At 55.5% G+C, this 17153-nt stretch carries 12 protein-coding genes and 3 tRNA genes; 8 read left to right on the top strand and 7 right to left on the bottom strand.

Annotated features, from left to right (window positions below; translation table 11 throughout):
* Window positions 1–144: 144 nt before the first annotated feature.
* The gene (locus M9H61_RS10095; protein WP_068516919.1) at window positions 145–1305 is read left to right on the top strand and encodes a GGDEF domain-containing protein; all 1161 of its coding nucleotides are present in this window, start codon (window positions 145–147) and stop codon (window positions 1303–1305) included.
* Window positions 1306–1359: 54 nt separating this feature from the next.
* Here the strand turns inward: M9H61_RS10095 and M9H61_RS10090 are convergent, their stop codons facing one another.
* Window positions 1360–1881, bottom strand: a complete 522-nt coding sequence (locus tag M9H61_RS10090; protein ID WP_068516918.1) for a glycine cleavage system protein R — start codon at window positions 1879–1881, stop codon at window positions 1360–1362.
* Window positions 1882–2148: 267 nt separating this feature from the next.
* Between M9H61_RS10090 and M9H61_RS10085 the strand changes: the two genes are divergently transcribed.
* Window positions 2149–2637: a fasciclin domain-containing protein gene (locus M9H61_RS10085; protein ID WP_068516917.1), complete on the top strand. Its 489-nt coding sequence runs from the start codon at window positions 2149–2151 to the stop codon at window positions 2635–2637.
* Window positions 2638–2787: 150 nt separating this feature from the next.
* Here the strand turns inward: M9H61_RS10085 and M9H61_RS10080 are convergent.
* Window positions 2788–2864: transfer RNA gene (locus M9H61_RS10080), tRNA-Arg, on the bottom strand.
* Window positions 2865–2920: 56 nt separating this feature from the next.
* A tRNA-Arg gene (locus tag M9H61_RS10075) sits at window positions 2921–2997 on the bottom strand.
* 336 nt (window positions 2998–3333) lie between these two features.
* On the opposite strand from M9H61_RS10075, the gene M9H61_RS10070 reads away from it, so the two are divergent.
* Together M9H61_RS10070 and M9H61_RS10065 are read left to right on the top strand one after the other, a co-directional pair.
* Window positions 3334–4452, top strand: a complete 1119-nt coding sequence (locus M9H61_RS10070; RefSeq protein WP_068516916.1) for a hypothetical protein — start codon at window positions 3334–3336, stop codon at window positions 4450–4452.
* A 131-nt stretch (window positions 4453–4583) separates the two neighbouring features.
* On the top strand, window positions 4584–4976 hold the full coding sequence (locus tag M9H61_RS10065; protein ID WP_250284892.1) for a DUF4169 family protein: 393 nt from the start codon (window positions 4584–4586) through the stop codon (window positions 4974–4976).
* Between the two features lie 466 nt (window positions 4977–5442).
* Here the strand turns inward: M9H61_RS10065 and M9H61_RS10060 are convergent, their stop codons facing one another.
* The 3 genes from M9H61_RS10060 to lipB all read right to left on the bottom strand — a co-directional run bounded on the left by M9H61_RS10060 (window position 5443) and on the right by lipB (window position 7995).
* Window positions 5443–5982: a hypothetical protein gene (locus M9H61_RS10060; protein ID WP_250284890.1), complete on the bottom strand. Its 540-nt coding sequence runs from the start codon at window positions 5980–5982 to the stop codon at window positions 5443–5445.
* Between the two features lie 355 nt (window positions 5983–6337).
* Entirely contained in the window at window positions 6338–7267 is a 930-nt protein-coding gene (locus tag M9H61_RS10055; RefSeq protein WP_068517010.1) for a diguanylate cyclase, read from the bottom strand.
* Window positions 7268–7332: 65 nt separating this feature from the next.
* Complete coding sequence (gene lipB / locus M9H61_RS10050; RefSeq protein WP_206928107.1) at window positions 7333–7995, bottom strand: lipoyl(octanoyl) transferase LipB; 663 nt, start codon at window positions 7993–7995, stop codon at window positions 7333–7335.
* 117 nt (window positions 7996–8112) lie between these two features.
* Here lipB and M9H61_RS10045 point away from each other — a divergent pair.
* The 3 genes from M9H61_RS10045 (at window position 8113) to mgtE (ending at window position 12439) form a co-directional block, all read left to right on the top strand.
* Window positions 8113–8199 (top strand) — tRNA-Leu (locus M9H61_RS10045).
* A gap of 343 nt (window positions 8200–8542) precedes the next feature.
* On the top strand, window positions 8543–10834 hold the full coding sequence (locus M9H61_RS10040; protein WP_068516912.1) for an NADP-dependent malic enzyme: 2292 nt from the start codon (window positions 8543–8545) through the stop codon (window positions 10832–10834).
* Window positions 10835–11035: 201 nt separating this feature from the next.
* Window positions 11036–12439: a magnesium transporter gene (gene mgtE / locus M9H61_RS10035; RefSeq protein WP_101247078.1), complete on the top strand. Its 1404-nt coding sequence runs from the start codon at window positions 11036–11038 to the stop codon at window positions 12437–12439.
* Window positions 12440–12545: 106 nt separating this feature from the next.
* On the opposite strand, the gene M9H61_RS10030 is transcribed toward mgtE, so the two are convergent.
* Entirely contained in the window at window positions 12546–15173 is a 2628-nt protein-coding gene (locus M9H61_RS10030; RefSeq protein WP_068516910.1) for an EAL domain-containing protein, read from the bottom strand.
* Window positions 15174–15563: 390 nt separating this feature from the next.
* Between M9H61_RS10030 and M9H61_RS10025 the strand changes: the two genes are divergently transcribed.
* Window positions 15564–16955, top strand: coding sequence for a class I SAM-dependent RNA methyltransferase (locus M9H61_RS10025; RefSeq protein ID WP_250284887.1), 1392 nt, complete (start codon window positions 15564–15566; stop codon window positions 16953–16955).
* Window positions 16956–17153 lie beyond the last annotated feature (198 nt).

Below are 17153 nucleotides of genomic sequence, written 5' to 3'. Positions count from 1 at the left end.
GGTGTTTAATAAGAAAAAGTGGAGATAAGCCCGATAAAGCAATAGCCCCTTAACAGCTCAGCCGCTAGATTACCGCCGATATCCGGGGGCGGCGTACTGCAGCCATTCCCGATGGTCACATCAGCAGGTAGTAAAAATCGACCCATGCGTCGCGCTTATTCCATCATTGTTTCCGCCGGTATGGCACCTGTCCTGATCATGGGGGCATGTCTGGTTCTGGCGATTTCGCCAAACCTTGTACCGAACGAACTGGCCGGGCTTGTCCGGTATGGTCCGTTTTTGCTGGCGGTTCTGGGCGGTGCGATCGCGTGGTGGTTCAACCGCGGGCGCGCGGTGTTTGTGATGCTATTGCTGCTGATCTGTTATTGGCTTCTGGTCGGTAACGGGGCGGGGTTTTCGCCCGACGGGTTGGCCTTTTTACGCATTGCGACGCTGTATCTGATCCCGATCAATCTGCTGATCCTTGGCTTTACCGCGGAACGTGGTGTTTTGAACCCGCGGGGCATCGCCCGGATGCTGGTTCTGGGATTGCAGATTTTTGTCATGCTGATGCTTGCCGGGCAGCCCGATGTCGGCTCGGCACTGTATCATCTGCTTGATACCCGGTTTTTCGTCAGTGCCGGTTTCCTTGACGCAATGCCTCACCCGGCCATGATTATCTCGTTTGTCGCCGTGGTGTTGTTGCTGATCCGTCACAAGCCGCTTGAAACCAGTTTTGCGGCGGCGATCATTGCCATTGATGTCGCAACAGTCATGGGGGCGGGCATTATCCAGTATGGATATCTTGCCGCCACCGGGGTGGTGTTGGCGGGGCTGGCCCAGGAAGCCTGGCGCATGGCATTTGTTGATGATCTGACGGGGCTGCCCGGGCGGCGCGCGCTTGGCCATGCGATGGCCGAACTTGGCAATCAATACACGGTTGCGATGCTTGACGTTGATCACTTCAAGAAATTCAACGACACCTATGGGCATGATGTTGGTGACATTGTTCTGAAAAAGGTGGCGCGTGAATTGTCACGTGTTGGCGGGGGCGGCAAAGCGTTCCGTTATGGCGGCGAAGAATTCACCGTACTGTTTGCCGGCCGGACCGCGCAAAAGGCCACAGAGCCGCTCGAAGCGCTGCGCAAACGGATTGCTGAAAATAAAATTGCCGTTCCTGAAAAGAACAAAACCGTTTCCGTGACGATTTCGGTCGGGGTTTGCGAACGCGACGATGATGCGACCGATCCATGGGGCGTTTTGAAACGCGCCGATCAGAAACTTTATGAAGCCAAGCAGGCCGGCCGTAACCGCGTGGTTGCTTGATCAGACAACAAAACTATCGGTTCGGGCCGGTGTCAGGCTTGGCTGCCTTGCTGCTCAAAGCTCATCAAATTTGAACACAAGTCGCATGGAACCCGCCGTATTGGCAAGGGTCGCCAGGCAGTTTGCCGCCCGTTCGGCCGGGATTTCGACAGCAAAACGGGTGGTATAGATGCGCGCATCCTTTTCATCGGTTGCCGATGCCGCCATGCGAACGATATTGGCATTATATTCGATGAAAATTTCCGACAGCCGGGCGATCAGGCCCGGCTGATCAATGCCGGAACATTCGATCAGATGGGTCGCGCCGGGGGCGGTGGTCAGTTCCGGGGCAGCCGCGATCTGTTCAACAACAATGTCGGCATTGGTCATCGGAAGTTCGCTGACAGCGGATTTGCATTCGGCAATGGAACAGCTTTCAGGCAGTTCGCAATCGGTTTCAAAGATCGCTTTTGCGTCCTTCATGGTGAAGGAAGTCGTGCCAAGGTTCGCTCCAATGTCAAACAGGCGTCCGGTAATGTCCGAAATAAGACCGACGCGGTCATCGCAAGAAATCATAATGCGTGCGTTGGCGTTCATCTGTCGCGCTCCGTATTGTGGAAGTTCCCTAAGGCTTTGTTTTGAATTGCCATCCTATCAATAGCTATATGCGCTTCGCACGGTCTTTTGTCGATTGTTCGAAACAAAGAAAAATAAGGTCAGTACGTGCGGGATCAGACATCCGATGAGGCATCCGGGTTCACATTTATATGATTGAACCAACCGTCAAACCGTGAGCGTAAGCGATCTCTGACAGCGAAATGCGGAATGCAAAATTCCGTAATCACGTTCCAAGGAGATTGAAACATGACTGCTTTCAGAACTTCGCTTATTGCTGTTAGCGCCGCTGCGGGCCTTTTGCTTGGCGCGGCATCGGCCAAGGCTGCCGACATCGTCGATACCGCCGTTTCGGCCGGTTCGTTCAAAACGCTGGTTGCTGCGGTACAGGCAGCAGGCCTGGTCGATACCCTTAAGGGCGACGGACCGTTTACCGTATTTGCCCCGACTGATGATGCCTTTGCGAAATTGCCGGCGGGCACGGTCGAAGACCTGCTGAAGCCCGAAAACAAGGACAAGCTTGTTGCGATCCTGACCTATCACGTGGTGCCGGGCAAGGTGATGTCGGGTGACATCGCCGGCAAGGAAATGGCGGTTGCCAGTGTGCAGGGCGACACTATTGATGTGAACGCCACCAGTGGCGTCATGGTCGATGACGCATCGGTCGTAACGGCCGATATCGAAGCCGATAACGGTGTCATTCACGTGATTGACAGCGTGATCATGCCATCGATGTAATTTGCCATAATTGGCACCCGTGCAGCCCGTCGTGCAATTGCGGCGGGCTGTTTTCTTTTGGGGATTGTGATCGAAGGGCAGTGGCAAAGTGCAAAAACAACAAAGGCCCCAAAAGAACAAAGGCCCGACGGGTAACGTCGGGCCTTTGACTGGCGCGCCCGGAAGGATTCGAACCTCCGGCCTTCTGATTCGTAGTCAGATGCTCTATCCAGCTGAGCTACGGGCGCTTTTTAAAGCTTATGTAAATGGTAAAGGCTCGACGCGGTAACGTCGAGCCTTTCACTGGCGCGCCCGGAAGGATTCGAACCTCCGGCCTTCTGATTCGTAGTCAGATGCTCTATCCAGCTGAGCTACGGGCGCATTGCCTTAATTTCCGGCGGTTTGCTTGGGTGTGCTCCCCGTCGGCGGAGCGGAACTTATGCAAACGAGCAGGGCATTGCAAGCAGTAAATTTCAAAAAAAGGTATTTTTTCACAAGCCACCGTTTACAGGACTGCTACGCACTTGTTTTGCCCGGCTTTGTCCGGTTTGTCGGACTTATGGACAAGACTCGGCAAAAAAGGGGCAAATGCGTCTTGTTCCATAAGTGGTCGTGGACTAAGATGCTTTCAATCCCGGGGGAGCAGGGGCTTGTTTCACCACATAAAAAGGCAAGCCCAGGGAGATTCGCATATTTCTACTTAGGTAATAGATCGAAATGGCCGTTCGTAAAACCTACCTTGCCGTAATCGGCACCGCCCTTATGCTGGGGGGATGTTCTTTTTCTTCTGAGGCCCTTTGGCCGACACTTGCTGGTGAAGAAGATACGACCCAGAACAATGTGGTCGCATCCGAGCCGGTTGGTGCCAATGCCACCACCAGTTACGATGTTGCTGCAAGCACGCAGCCGCTGACCGGTGTTTCTCAGACCGGGACCTTTGTCGGTTCCAAAGTCGAGAACATGCAGCAGGAACTCAACCGCCTGAAGGCGGCTCTGAATGAACACAACAACGAATTGCAACAGCTTCGGGCACAGACTGTTTCGCACTCGCAGGCCTATCACGGCACTGTGGCGGCAATCAGCGCGCGTCTGCAGGTTGGTACCACCCCGGGTAACCCGGTTCTGGTGCAGCAGTGGAACACGGCGCAGTCCGAACTGGATCGTGTGAATGACGATATCGCCGCGCTGAATTCGCTGGCAAACAAGGTTGCCGCCGACAGCACGCTTTCGACCTTCCTGCTTGAGTCGGTTCGTTCGGCTTATCAGGTATCGGGTGCTGTTGACGAAGATCACCGTCAGCTCGCGCTGCTTGAAGACGAAACCAACCGCACCACGGTGCTGATTGACCGTCTTCTCAATGAAATCAGCGAAAGCCTGTCGCGTCAGACATCCTATGTCAGCACCGAACGTGCAAACCTGAACGCCCTGGCACTGGCCGTCAAAAACGGTGAAATCTTCGGGGATTCGCTTTCCAAGCGTGTCTTCCAGTCACAGGCCGCACCGGCATCGAGCAGCCCGCGCATGGCCGCAACCAGCGACCGTCCGCTGGTGGTCATCCGGTTTGACAATGCCAACGTGAAATACGAGCAGGCGCTTTATAACGCGGTAAACCGTGTTCTGGAACGCCGCCCGCAGGCAAGCTTTGACGTGGTTGCCGTGACCCCGAATCGTGGTACCCCGGCGCAGGTTGCGTTGAATTCCAACAAATCCAAACGTAATGCGCAGGCGGTTCTTCGCTCGCTCACCGATATGGGCATGCCGAGTTCGCGCGTGCGTGCATCGGATGCCACCAGCGCATCTGTTTCGGCCAACGAGGTGCATGTCTTCGTGCGCTAAGTCCGGCTGACATACGGATTTTAAGAACGGCTATGGCGGGTGCTTCGGGAAATCGAAGCACCCGTTTGTTTTGGATAATGTGACCCGACAGATCCCCTGTCGGTTTGATAATGTTCCAAAGAAGAAGTGTGATGGGTGATCTCGTCAATTTGCGTCAGGTGCGCAAACGTAAGCAGCGCAATGAAAAGGCCAAAAAAGCCGACGAGAACCGGGTTCTCCACGGGCGCACCCGGCATGAACGCGATCTGAATGACGCCCGCAAACAATCGGCGGGCAAGCATCTTGATGGTCATCGCCGTGATGATCCTGATGCGTCCAATGCGCCCAATGGGCCCAAAGTGTCCGATGAACCGGATAATGCCGATGTGACTGATGCCCGGGATGCGGCTGTCAAAGACCATGATGCCGATCAAAGCCCGCAGCCGTCCGAGGCCGCGCTGACAAAAAGCCAATCAGACGAAACCGCGCGGGATAATGTCGTATCGATTTTCGGTCACGGCAAACCGGGGAATGATCCGGCCTGATCAGCCTTCCTGTCATAGATAATTTTCCAATCCTGTCGTCGCGTGTGACAGCGTGATGGTGGTTCATGTTCGCGTTCGTGTGTGATGGGGGTGCCCCGCAGTGCTTCTTCATGGGGGCAGTCAGCAGTCGTGTCTGCCTGCTGGGTGGTGGAGGCGATGTTGGACGTTCAAGGCATCACTGGCGCGCTTTTGACCGGTTAAGGGCGCCATTGTCGTTGAGCGTGGACATTGAATAGGGACATTGAACTGGGAAGCAGGGGGCAGAATACCGTCACCCGGGTCGGAAATGCAGTGTCAGGGGCCTGATGCCATCACTGCAAAACACGCGGGCAAATTCGGACCGTTACATCGGATGAGCACGGCAGTACCGGCGATATGCCGGGAATTCAAATCGCAGCACCAAAACCATTTTTGATCCGGTGCCGGTCACAGGTCTTTTGGGCGGATATTCCGGATGAACCGGAAATCAGTTCAGAAGCGTTTCGGCTTCGCGTTTGCTTTGATCAAGTGCCTCGTCCCAGCCCATAAGCCAGTCTTCATGATCGCGCGAATCTGACGGATAGGGATTTTCCGTCAGGCGATGCGCATCAAGCCCGGCGGAAAAGCCGGAACCATATGCCGAATTGGGCAGATGACGTTCATGCATCACAGGGGCATTGGTTTCATAGACCCGGTTGCGAAATGCCGGCAGCGAACACAGCACACCATCATCAATGCCCAGCGGATAGGCCATCATCATGGCTGTTCCAAGGGATGTGATCGAAAGTTCGTCACCGGTGGTCACACGAATAAGCCCGGCCATTTGCAGATTGGCAATGGCGGTGTCGATGCGCCGTTGCAAATCCGGACCATCTTCAATGGCAACCTGATTGCCATCATCGTCTGTGCAGAAAAGGGATAAAACGCGCCGCAACAGCATGTTGCGGTCAAGATTTGCTTCGGCACTGCGCAACACCGTGAGCATCAGCGCGGGATCGCCAGGTGCAAAATCCATAGAACTGGACATTCAGGGGCCTCCGTTCAGATAGAACCGAATTCCCTCCCAAGCTGGCAGCTTTTCTCTCTCACCTCGGCGTCGGGGCCGAAGCCATGCTGCCTTTTATTATTATAGTTTGCAGATATGTTTCCAACTTGTGAAGACAAGATTGCAGACCGAAAGAATTTTTTATTCCTGTGTGTGAAATGCATCGCACCAAAGCACCAGGTGTCTGTTTTTCCGTGAAAATCGACAGACCGGCAAAAGGCGATGATCACCCTATAAACCCGATGCAAACCCGATCATGGCGCCATGAAAACACGTCTGCATGCGCAAATCGCATCCACTTGGTCACTGTTCAGGGATCGGGAATGCGCCTTGCGCGCTATTTAGACGGTTTTGGGGCCGGTTTTGTGTCGGGGCTGCGCCAGACCCGCACCCGGTTGCGACCGCCTTCCTTGGCGGCATAAAGGGCCCTGTCGGCCTTTTCGATGATTTGTTCGATTGTGCGGCTTTTGGTCATCGGGGCCGCCCCGATGGAGGCAGTGACCGGAAGGGTGGTGCTATCGGATATTGTTACCGGGGATGCTTCGATCACCCGGCGCAGACGTTCCAGCACGCGCGCGCATTGTTTCATGTCTGCATTGGGCAGACAGATCAGGAATTCCTCGCCGCCATATCGGTAAACCTTGTCGAACGGGCGGACATGGGATTGCAGGATGCCGGCAACCGATTGCAGCACCAGATCGCCAGCCTGATGGCCATAGGTATCGTTAACCGATTTGAAGTGATCAAGGTCAACAAGGGCAATGGCGGTCGGGACCTGGGTTCGAATCGCACGTTCGCGTTCGGAATTCAGATCCCCCATCATGGTTTGACGGTTATAGGTCCCGGTCAGCGGGTCAACATCGGAGCGCGCCGTGCGAAATGCGCGTTCCAGACGACGCAACTGGGCAAAAAACGATTCGGCGCGCAGGGCCATCATATCGAATTCGGCCGAATCGATTTCGCCATCAACAGCGCGCGCACTTAAAAGTCGTTTGGCCGAATCGTGCAATTGTTGATGGGTGGCTGCCAGCGCATGCATGGCGGGTTGATCAATCAGGCGGTTATTGCGGTTAAGTTCGTACCAGGCGCCAAAATCGCAGTCATGTTCGTCATCGTCCATTTCGGACGGATGCGGAGAATCGGGAAACATCAGCTTCCGATTCCAGCGCAATATCAGTGCGATATGTTCGCCAAGTGCCTTTTCGAGCTCGGCCAGAATGTCGCGTTCAGCATCGGCCATGCCGCCCTCGGCAACGCTTTCGGGCATTTTGTGGCCCTTGCTGTTGCCTTTCGCCGATCGGGTGGCATTCGATGCTGGTTGCGACGTGTCATTCATTCAGCTGGCCCGGGAAATACTTCGGTAAAGGTCTGTTTTAACAGGCGATCAAGTTCATCCATAGTAATATCGACCCCAAGGTCGGCAAGGCTTGTGACCCCGTGATCGGAAATTCCGCACGGAACAATGCCACCGAAATGCGAAAGATCCGGGGCAAGGTTGATGGCAATGCCGTGGAAGGTCACCCAGCGGCGCACTCGTACGCCAATGGCGGCAATCTTGTCTTCACGACCATCCGCCCGCACCACCCAGATGCCGACACGGCCGTCCCGGCGTTCGCCCTTGACCCCGAGCAGGGCAAGTGTGCGAATCACCCATTCTTCAAGATTATGGACATAGGCACGCACGTCACGACCGCGATTCTTGAGGTCGAGCATCAGGTAAACCGTGCGCTGACCCGGTCCATGATAGGTATATTGGCCGCCACGGCCTGCGTCATAGACAGGAAAACGATCCGGATCGACCAAATCCTCCTGATGGGCGCTGGTGCCGGCTGTATAAAGTGGCGGATGTTCAAGAAACCAAACAAGTTCATTGGCTTCGCCAGCATGGATGGCCTCGGCACGGGCTTCCATTTCGGCAAGGGCTTCGGGGTAGGAAACCAACTCGGAGGTGGTGCGCCACTCTAGGATTTGCGCGGTTGGGGCGATGCTTTGCATTTTTCCTGTCAAATAAGTGAAAAGATCCCTTGATCAGGGGTAATCAATTTGCTATCTCCCTTTCCGCGCCAAGGCAAGCCCACTTCGAAACCTCACGGGACTTGCTGCAGACAATATGCGGTCGTGGCGGAATTGGTAGACGCGCAGCGTTGAGGTCGCTGTGGTAGAAATACCGTGGAAGTTCGAGTCTTCTCGACCGCACCATTATCTGGCCCACCCGGGCGACCGGGAAAGCCACGAAAAAGAGCCCGCCAGAAATGGCGGGTTTTTTCGTTTCAGGACCTTCCCCATATATGTCCTACAATGTTCCGGTCAGGCGGTGTCGGGCGATGTCCGGTAATCAACGCAGTTGCGATACAACTGATTGATTTATTGTGCAGTGCCGCGTTGAGAATTATGCAATGCAGCCCATTGGCCGTGCGTTACACTGAGTGCTTCTATCGCAGGGAAAACTGCTTTAGTCTGGGCGTCCCGCTAGAGTGAATTATCAGGATTTAACCATTTCGTGGTTAATTAATGTAAATACCTGAAATTAAAAGGTATTATAATGGCAAATAGAAATGACAAGCTGCGCGAAGCAGCTTTGGACTATCACCGGTATCCCACCCCGGGGAAATTGTCCGTAACGGCAACCACCACACTTGCCAACCAACGTGACCTTGCGCTGGCCTATTCGCCGGGCGTTGCGTTCGCATGTGAGGAAATCGTCAAGAACCCCGATACTGCGGCGGAATTTACCGCACGCGGCAATCTGGTTGGTGTGATTTCCAACGGTACGGCTGTGCTTGGTCTTGGTCCGATCGGCCCGCTGGCATCCAAGCCGGTGATGGAAGGCAAGGCGGTTCTGTTCAAGAAGTTCGCCAATATCGATGTCTTCGACCTTGAAGTCGCCGAAACGGACCCGCAGAAATTTATCGACATTGTCGCAGCGCTGGAGCCGACCTTCGGGGGTGTTAACCTCGAAGACATTAAGGCACCGGAATGCTTCATCATCGAAAAGGCATTGCGCGAACGCTGCAACATTCCGATCTTCCATGATGACCAGCACGGCACGGCAATCTGTGTGGCCGCGGCCGTCCTGAACGGTCTGCGTGTGACCGGCAAGGATATCAACAAGGTCCGTCTGGTGGCATCGGGTGCCGGTGCCGCGGCACTGGCATGTTTGAACCTTCTGGTGTCGATGGGCCTGCCCAAGGAAAACATCACGGTCACCGACCGGTTTGGTGTGGTCTATAAGGGCCGTCAGGAAGAAATGGATCCGTGGAAAGCGGAATACGCCATTGAAACCAACGCCCGCACCCTGAGCGATGTGGTCGAAGGTGCCGATATCTTCCTTGGTCTGTCTGCGCCAAATGTCATGGGCGAGGACGAGCTGCGCAAGATGGGCGAACGCCCGATCATCATGGCGCTGGCCAACCCGACCCCGGAAGTATCGCCGGAACTGGTCAAGGAAATCCGTCCCGATGCCGTTATGGCAACCGGGCGTACCGATTACCCGAACCAGGTGAACAACGTTCTTTGCTTCCCGTTCCTGTTCCGAGGTGCCCTTGATGTCGGCGCGACCGAGATCAACGAGGAAATGAAGATTGCCGCGGTCGAGGCAATTGCCGATCTGGCAACCGCCGAAGTATCGGACGTGGTGGCGACCGCCTATGGCGGGGAGGAGCTTAAATTCGGTCCGGAATACCTTATTCCCAAGCCGTTTGACCCGCGCCTGATGCTTGAAATTCCGCCGCGCGTTGCCAAGGCCGCGATGGACAGCGGTGTTGCCAAACGCCCGATCGAGGATTTCGATCATTATCGTCAGCAGCTTGAAGGCTTTGTCTTCCGGTCCGGTCTGGTGATGAAGCCGGTCTTTGACATGGCGCGTGCGCACAAGAAACGCGTTGTCTATCCCGAAGGCGAATCGCGCCGTGTGCTTCAGGCCTGCCAGGTGCTGGTCGATGACGGTGTGTGCCATCCGGTGGTGATTGGTCGTCGTGAAGTGATCCTTGACCGGATTGCCGAGCTTGGCCTGCGTCTTGTTCCTGATGAACAGATCGAAATTCACGATCCCGATGACAATCCGCATTTCGAACAGGATTGGCAGGATTTCCACAACATCATGGGCCGTCGCGGGATCAACCCGGAATATGCCCGTTCCATCGTGCGTACCCGTCCGACCGTGATTGCGGCCCTGATGCTGCGTCGTGGCGAAGTCGATGCGATGCTGTGCGGCTGTCAGGGCGGTTTCCTGCGTCATCTGCGCTATGTCCGCAACCTTGTGGGCCTGCGCAAAGGTGTCACCGATTTCTCGACCGTCAACATGATGATCATGAAACAGGGGACGTTCTTCCTGACCGATACCTATGTGTCGGTGGATCCGACCCCGGAACATGTGGCCGAAACCACGATCATGGCAGCCGATGTGGTCAAGCGGTTTGGCATCACGCCAAAAGCCGCGCTGATTTCGCATTCCAACTTTGGCAGCCACGAAAACAAGTCGGCCTGCAAAATGCGTGATGCGTTGCAGCTGATCCGCACCCAGGCCCCTGATCTTGAGGTCGAAGGTGAAATGCATGCCGATGCCGCAATTTCGCAGCCGATCCGTGATCGTATCTTCCCGCATTCGATGCTTAAGGGTTCTGCAAACCTTCTGGTGATGCCGACCCTTGATGCCGCCAACATCTCGTACAATCTCGTCAAGATGCTGGGCGACGGTTTGCCGGTTGGTCCGATTCTGGTGGGTGCGGCAAAATCCGCACACGTCGTCAGCCCGTCCATCACGGTACGCGGTATTGTCAACATGACGGCGATTGCCGTTGTTGACGCGGTGACGCGCAGCCAGGAAGGCCAATAAAAAATAGCCTGAACCCCACTTGAATTATTCGGCGGGGTTCAGACTTTAATCTTCTATCGGGGCCCTTGACCGGGGCCATGTGATAGCGCAGAAACAGCCGTGTCGGGATTTTGATTCTCAACTTCCCGGCGCGGCGTTTTCTTGGCGCAGTCGAAATCTGGTGCGGGACCAAAAAGCAGCACATCATTCAGGGAGGGGCAGATGACAGGTCAGGTTGAAGAACTGGACCGTCCGGCGGAAACGTCGACTGGCGATGAATATGTCGATCTGACACCTGAATATGCGCGCGAGATTTTCGACGCGCTTGGTGAAGATGACAGCAACACCGCATCCGAACTGCTTTCGGAACTTCACTTTGCCGATATTGCCGACTTGCTTGGCTGGGCAAGTTCCAACCAGCGTGCGCAGCTTGTCGAACTGATCCGTCCCGATTTCGATCCGGAATTCCTGACCGAGCTTGATGACGAACTTCGCGAAGAAGTCATCAATCTGCTTGGTACCGATGTGGTGGCAGAGGCCATCACCGAACTGGATTCCGATGACGTCGTCGAGGTCATCGAGGATTTCGACGAGGACGAACAGCGCGAACTTCTGGGTGCACTGTCCGATATCGAACGTGCGCGTGTTGAAGAAGCGCTGTCCTATCCGGAATATACCGCCGGCCGTATCATGCAGCGCGAGCTGGTGGCGATCCCGGATTACTGGTCGGTCGGCCAGACGATCGATTTCCTGCGTTCGGCCAAAAGCCTTCCGGATGATTTCTATGACATCATTGTTGTCGATCCGCGCTATAGCCCGGTCGGGATCGTGCCGCTGTCGCGTGTGATCCGCACCAACCGCCCGGTTCTGGTGCGCGATGTCATGGAATCAGAAGAAATGCGCACGGTTCTGGTCACCGAGGAACAGGAAAACGTCGCCCATCTGTTCCGTCAGCGCGACCTTATTTCCGCACCGGTGGTTGATGACAGCGGCCGTCTGGTCGGTGTGATCACGGTCGATGACGTCGTTGACGTTATCGATGAGGAATATGAAGAAGACATGATGCGTCTTGCCGGTGTTGGCGAGGAGGATGACCTTTCCAGTGCCATCCTTGATACCACGCGGTCGCGCTTTACCTGGCTTCTGGTCAATCTGGGCACCGCGATCATGGCGTCGCTTGTGATTGGGATGTTCGAAGGAACGATTCAGCAGCTGGTGGCACTTGCCGTTCTGATGCCGATTGTTGCATCGATGGGCGGCAATGCGGGCACCCAGACCCTGACCGTTGCGGTGCGTGCGATTGCCACCCGTGAACTGACCAGCACCAACGCCTGGCGCGTCATCCGCAAGGAAGTGGCCGTGTGCGGGCTGAACGGGCTTGCCTTTGCCGTGCTTTCGGGGGCGGTGACCTGGTTCTGGTTTGGTGATGTCATGCTTGGCGCTGTGATTGGTGTGGCAATGATTGTCAATTTGCTGTTTGCCGGATTGTTCGGAGCGCTGATCCCGCTTGGGCTTGAGCGCGCAGGCATTGACCCGGCGGTATCGTCATCGGTGTTCCTGACGACGATTACCGATGTGGTCGGCTTCTTTGCCTTTCTGGGACTGGCCGCGGCATTCCTGCTTTAGGACCGGACATCGCACAGCATAAATAAAAAGCCCCGCCTCAGTCCGAGCGGGGCTTTTATCATTTCGCGTGACAGGAACCGCAGGGGGGCGCACAGCCAGCACAGCTTTACTTGCCGGACTGTTCATCCTGTTTGGGTTTTGATTTGGGTTGAGCCCGCGTCGAGCTTTTCTGACGGGTCAGGAGTTCGGTCGTGTCCTGCGCATCAAGCGGAGCTGAAAGCAGGAAGCCCTGCATTTCATCGCAATCGGCGGCTTGCAGGACCGCCAACTGTTCTTCGGTCTCAACACCCACGGCAACGACTTTGCGGTTCAGGCTTTTGCACAGGCGGATTGCCGGCTGCAAAATGCTGTTTTCGGGCTGTTCATCGAGTGAAAGATTAAACAGCGATTTTGACAGCTTGATACGCTGAACCGGGAAGCGTTTCAGATAGCGCAAGGACGTGTTGCCGGCCGCAAAATGATCAAGTGTCAGGCCAATGCCTGCCTCGGCAAAGCGATAGAACTGGCCAAGTGCCCGTTCGGGTTCGCGCATGGCGATGTCTTCGGACACCTCGATCTCGATCATGGCCGCATCAATTTCATGTTCTGTGGTCAGATCCATGATGTTCTTGATCAGATCGGCCTGAATGAACTGGCGGCTTGAAACGTTCAGCGCAATCGGAACCGGGACATATCCCTGTGCCCGCCAGTCGGACAGTTGCTTGCACACGGTTTCAATGATCCATTGACCAAGCGGGGACAGCAACCCGGTACGATCGGCAACCGCGATGAAGTCGGGCGGCAGGCGGCGTTTGCCACTGTCATCGATCCAGCGCAGCAATGCTTCGAACCCGGTCAGGCTGCGATCCGATGTCCGGTAGCGCGGCTGATATTCCAGCACAAAGCGTTTTTCATCCACCGCACGGCGCAACTGCGTTTCCATCGACAGGCGCGCATGCATGACGTTGTTCATTGTTTCAACAAAGAAGCAATAAGACGATTCTGCCGATTTTTGCGCGCGATACATTGCCGCATCGGCATTGGCCAGCAATTGCGACGGCGCACGTGCGTCATTGGGATACAGGGCAACACCGACACTGACATGCAAGCGGATTTCATCGCCGGTTGCGGTCTGAATGGGTTGCGACATGGCTTCGACGACACGTTCGGCGACCAGTGCGGCACCCTCGGCTTCTGACAGGTCGGTTGCGATGATTGCAAACATGTCGCCGGAAAACCGCGCACAGGTATCCTTTTCGCGCACGGTCGCACGCAGACGCCCGGAAATGGTCCGAAGGGTTTCATCCCCGATATCCGCACCAAAGCGATCATTGATTGCGCGGAAATTGTCGATATCGACCACCAGAACCGACAACAGCTTTTCATAGCGTTTGGCATGCGCAACCGCCTGATTAAGGCGGTCTTCAAACAGTGCGTGGTTTGGCAATCCGGTCAGCGGATCATGGGTTGCCAGATACCGCAAACGATTGACCGACGCATTGGCAGCCGGATTGTGATGCAGGGTGATATCGACGCAATCGGCATTGGTCGTCGATGGCTTCATCGACAGATTGCAGACGACATGAACGCCCTCGGCGCTGCGCACAATCCATTCACGGCGCAATTCTTCGTCACCGCGATTGATCGCAAGCAGCATCTTTTCCTGTGACCGGCGCGATGCGGTGCCGTCCGACTGGAATTCGGGGGCCAGATTGTAAAACCGGATAAAGCCGTAATCTTCTTCGCGCAGGTCAAAGAATTCGGCGGTTTCGGGCGACATCGATTTCAGGTGACCATCAAGCTTGGTAATCGACAGCGCCAGATCATTGATGTCATCACCGGCATTGATGTGATGCATGGTCCGGCGGCCCGCCGGTCTTTGCCGGTTACAAAGCATGAAGATCAGAACGGTGAATATGACGGTCGCCGTTCCGCCGAACACAAGAATCAGTTCAGGATTGATGGTGCTTTGAGTTGCCAGTTTCGGATCGGCAATCACATCAACCAGCCATTGGCGTCCGACGATTTCGACCGGTACGGTCCGCTGCAACAATTCATTGTCGCCTTCGCCGCGGATTTCAAACAGGACGGTGTCACCTTCGCGGACGCGAACGGTGTAATCTTCGACCTGTTCGGTATTGATCACTGCTGCCAGCATGGACCGGATGCGAAACGCACCGTTGATCACGCCGATAATTTCCCCATCCCGCCCGAGGACCGGGCTATAGGCAGCAAAACCGCGCCCGCCCTGAAGAAGTTCAAGTGTCGGGGTGATCTGGGTGCGGCGTTGATCAAGTGCGATATCAAGCACAGGACCGGCAACCGGGTGACGTTTAAGGTCGGCACCGATCGCGGGCACATTGCCCTTGATCGGGGCGACATACAGAATGATGTAGTTGGGCGAAATCCAGTTGATGGCCTGAAGTGCGGGGAAGCGGCTTTGTAACGGCGTTGCAATCGACAGATATGCGCGTTCGTCTTCCGGTGCGCCGTCCTGCCAGTTATCGGCAAAACTTTCCAGCACAGCCAGATTGCTGGTGACGATCTGATTGACCTGCTGGGCAACGGCATTGGCGGTGATCTGGGCCGCAGACAGCAAAATGGTCCGGCGGTTGTTTTCAAACGTCTGCCAGAAAAAGAATGTCACTGAGGCAAAGAAAAGAGCCGTCAGAAAACCAGCCACCAAGGCCCGCTTTTTCAAACGGGTCGTTTGCGTGGATGTGTTTTCGTCGGCTTGCTTGTTTTCTTCTTCCATATCTCCCCCATACGTGACCCGCCAAACAGGTCCCCCCGACCTGTCAATACGCGCAGAAAACGTTTCCGTCGCGCCATTTGCGCTGATCATCAAACCCATGATGTCGCACAAATGGTGTCGTGTCACGCGGCCGATTAACAGTTCCCTGTATGTTTTATGGTGTTATTCTTACACGATTTTAAGGGTTTGGTCGCGTTCATTTGCGGATAAATTTTCGCGTCATGGTAATGCTGCCCCGGCCTGTCAGGCGATTGCGCGACATGATCGGGAGATAAATCTTTGATCGCCCCTGTTCGCGGTGCGTCAACTGGTGTATCTCAGGCAGGCATCTGACAGTGGCGTCGATCTGTCAGGCAAAGCGTGACAAAGATCACCCCCGAGAGAGAATTTATGAAACATCATCATCGCAATCCCCGGGCCCGCGGGGGACGCAAGCGTCAGCCGTCGCGGCGCGATCCGTTGATTGGTTTTGAAGCGCCGGTCACAATCGAACAGGTTGGGGCGCGTGGTGATGGTATTGCCCATGTCCAGGCGCCAGACGGCAAGTCCGTGCTGGTCTATGTCGATTGCGTTTTGCCCGGGGACGAGGTGCGTGTTGCCCTGCGTCAGAAGCGCGGTGATGGCTATGGCGCCGAAGTCATCGAGGAACTGAAAAGAAGCCCCGCATTCAATCCGCCGCGCTGTTCGCATTTCAAGGAATGCGGTGGCTGCGCGCTTCAGCATATGAATGATGATGATTACCGCGCCTGGAAACATGACAAGGCCAGAACGGCCGTTTTGCGGGCCGGGATTGACCCTGAAGATGCCGATGACCTGATTGCCGATGTTGAAATCTCCCCGCCGGCAAGTCGCCGACGGGCCGGTTTTTCGGTACATGTCGGGGCGGCTGGCGTGTTTGTCGGGTTCCATGGCCGGTTCAGCCATACTGTTCTCAATGTGCCGGATTGCGTGGTTTTGCGCCCTGAACAGATGGCATTTCGCGAAGCATTCGTGACGTTTCTGTCCTCCTGTCCGCCCGATCAGGCGCGCGACATCAAGGAAGTCTTTGTCACGCATGCCGATAACGGGCTTGATGTTCTGATCCATGCGACAGCCGATCCTGATCTTGATATGCGTCAGGACCTGGCGGAATTTGCAGACAGCCTGAATATTGCCCGCCTGAGCTGGAAGGTCGGTGATCGCCCTGATGAACCGGTTGCGGCCCGTCATACGCCAACGGTCGGTTTTGAAAATGTCGATGTGCCAATCGCCCCGGGCGGCTTTTTGCAGGCCACCCGCGAAGGTGAACAGTCACTGGTCACGGCCCTTAAGGCCGCATTGGCCGATATTGCGCCCAAACAGGTGGCCGATCTGTTTTGCGGAGTTGGCAGTTTCACCTTTGCCTTGGCCCTTTCCGGGAAAAGGCGTTCGGTCACCGCGGTTGAAAGCGATCCGCGTGCAGTTGAATTGCTGCAATATGCGGTCGGACAATCAGGAAGCCCGATCAAGGTCGTCAAACGGGATCTTTTCCGACAGCCCCTGACCGCGACCGAATTGGCGGGATTTGATCTGGTTGTGTTTGACCCGCCGCGCGCCGGGGCGCTTGCCCAGTGCGAGGAACTGGCGATTGGTGGTCCGGAATGGGTTTTGGCCGTGTCGTGCAATCCGGCGACATTCACCCGTGACATGCGGGTTCTGCGCAATGGCGGCTATGAAATCCAGAAAATTGTCCCGGTCGATCAGTTCCTGTGGTCTTCGCATCTTGAACTGTTTGCAGTATTGCGACGCACAAAGGCCGCTTGATCAAGGATCGATTCGGCGCCGATTTATGGTGCGGTTGGGTCCGGCATCACCATTGATGCGGGTCGATCAGGCCGGAAATCCCGATATCGCGCGCTGATTGTGCATTTGCGCTTAATGTTTAACGCCGAATAATCTATACTAATGGCTGGTATTTCCGCCGGACACCAGGAAGGTCAGGCGGGCAAAAGTTTGAAAGCA

Origin of the sequence: Thalassospira sp. GO-4 (genome assembly GCF_023588965.1) — a bacterium.
In the GTDB taxonomy this organism is placed as follows: Bacteria; Pseudomonadota; Alphaproteobacteria; order Rhodospirillales; family Thalassospiraceae; genus Thalassospira; species Thalassospira povalilytica.
The sequence above is the reverse complement of the archived record's forward strand: the minus strand, read 5'-3'. Positions and strand labels throughout refer to the sequence as shown.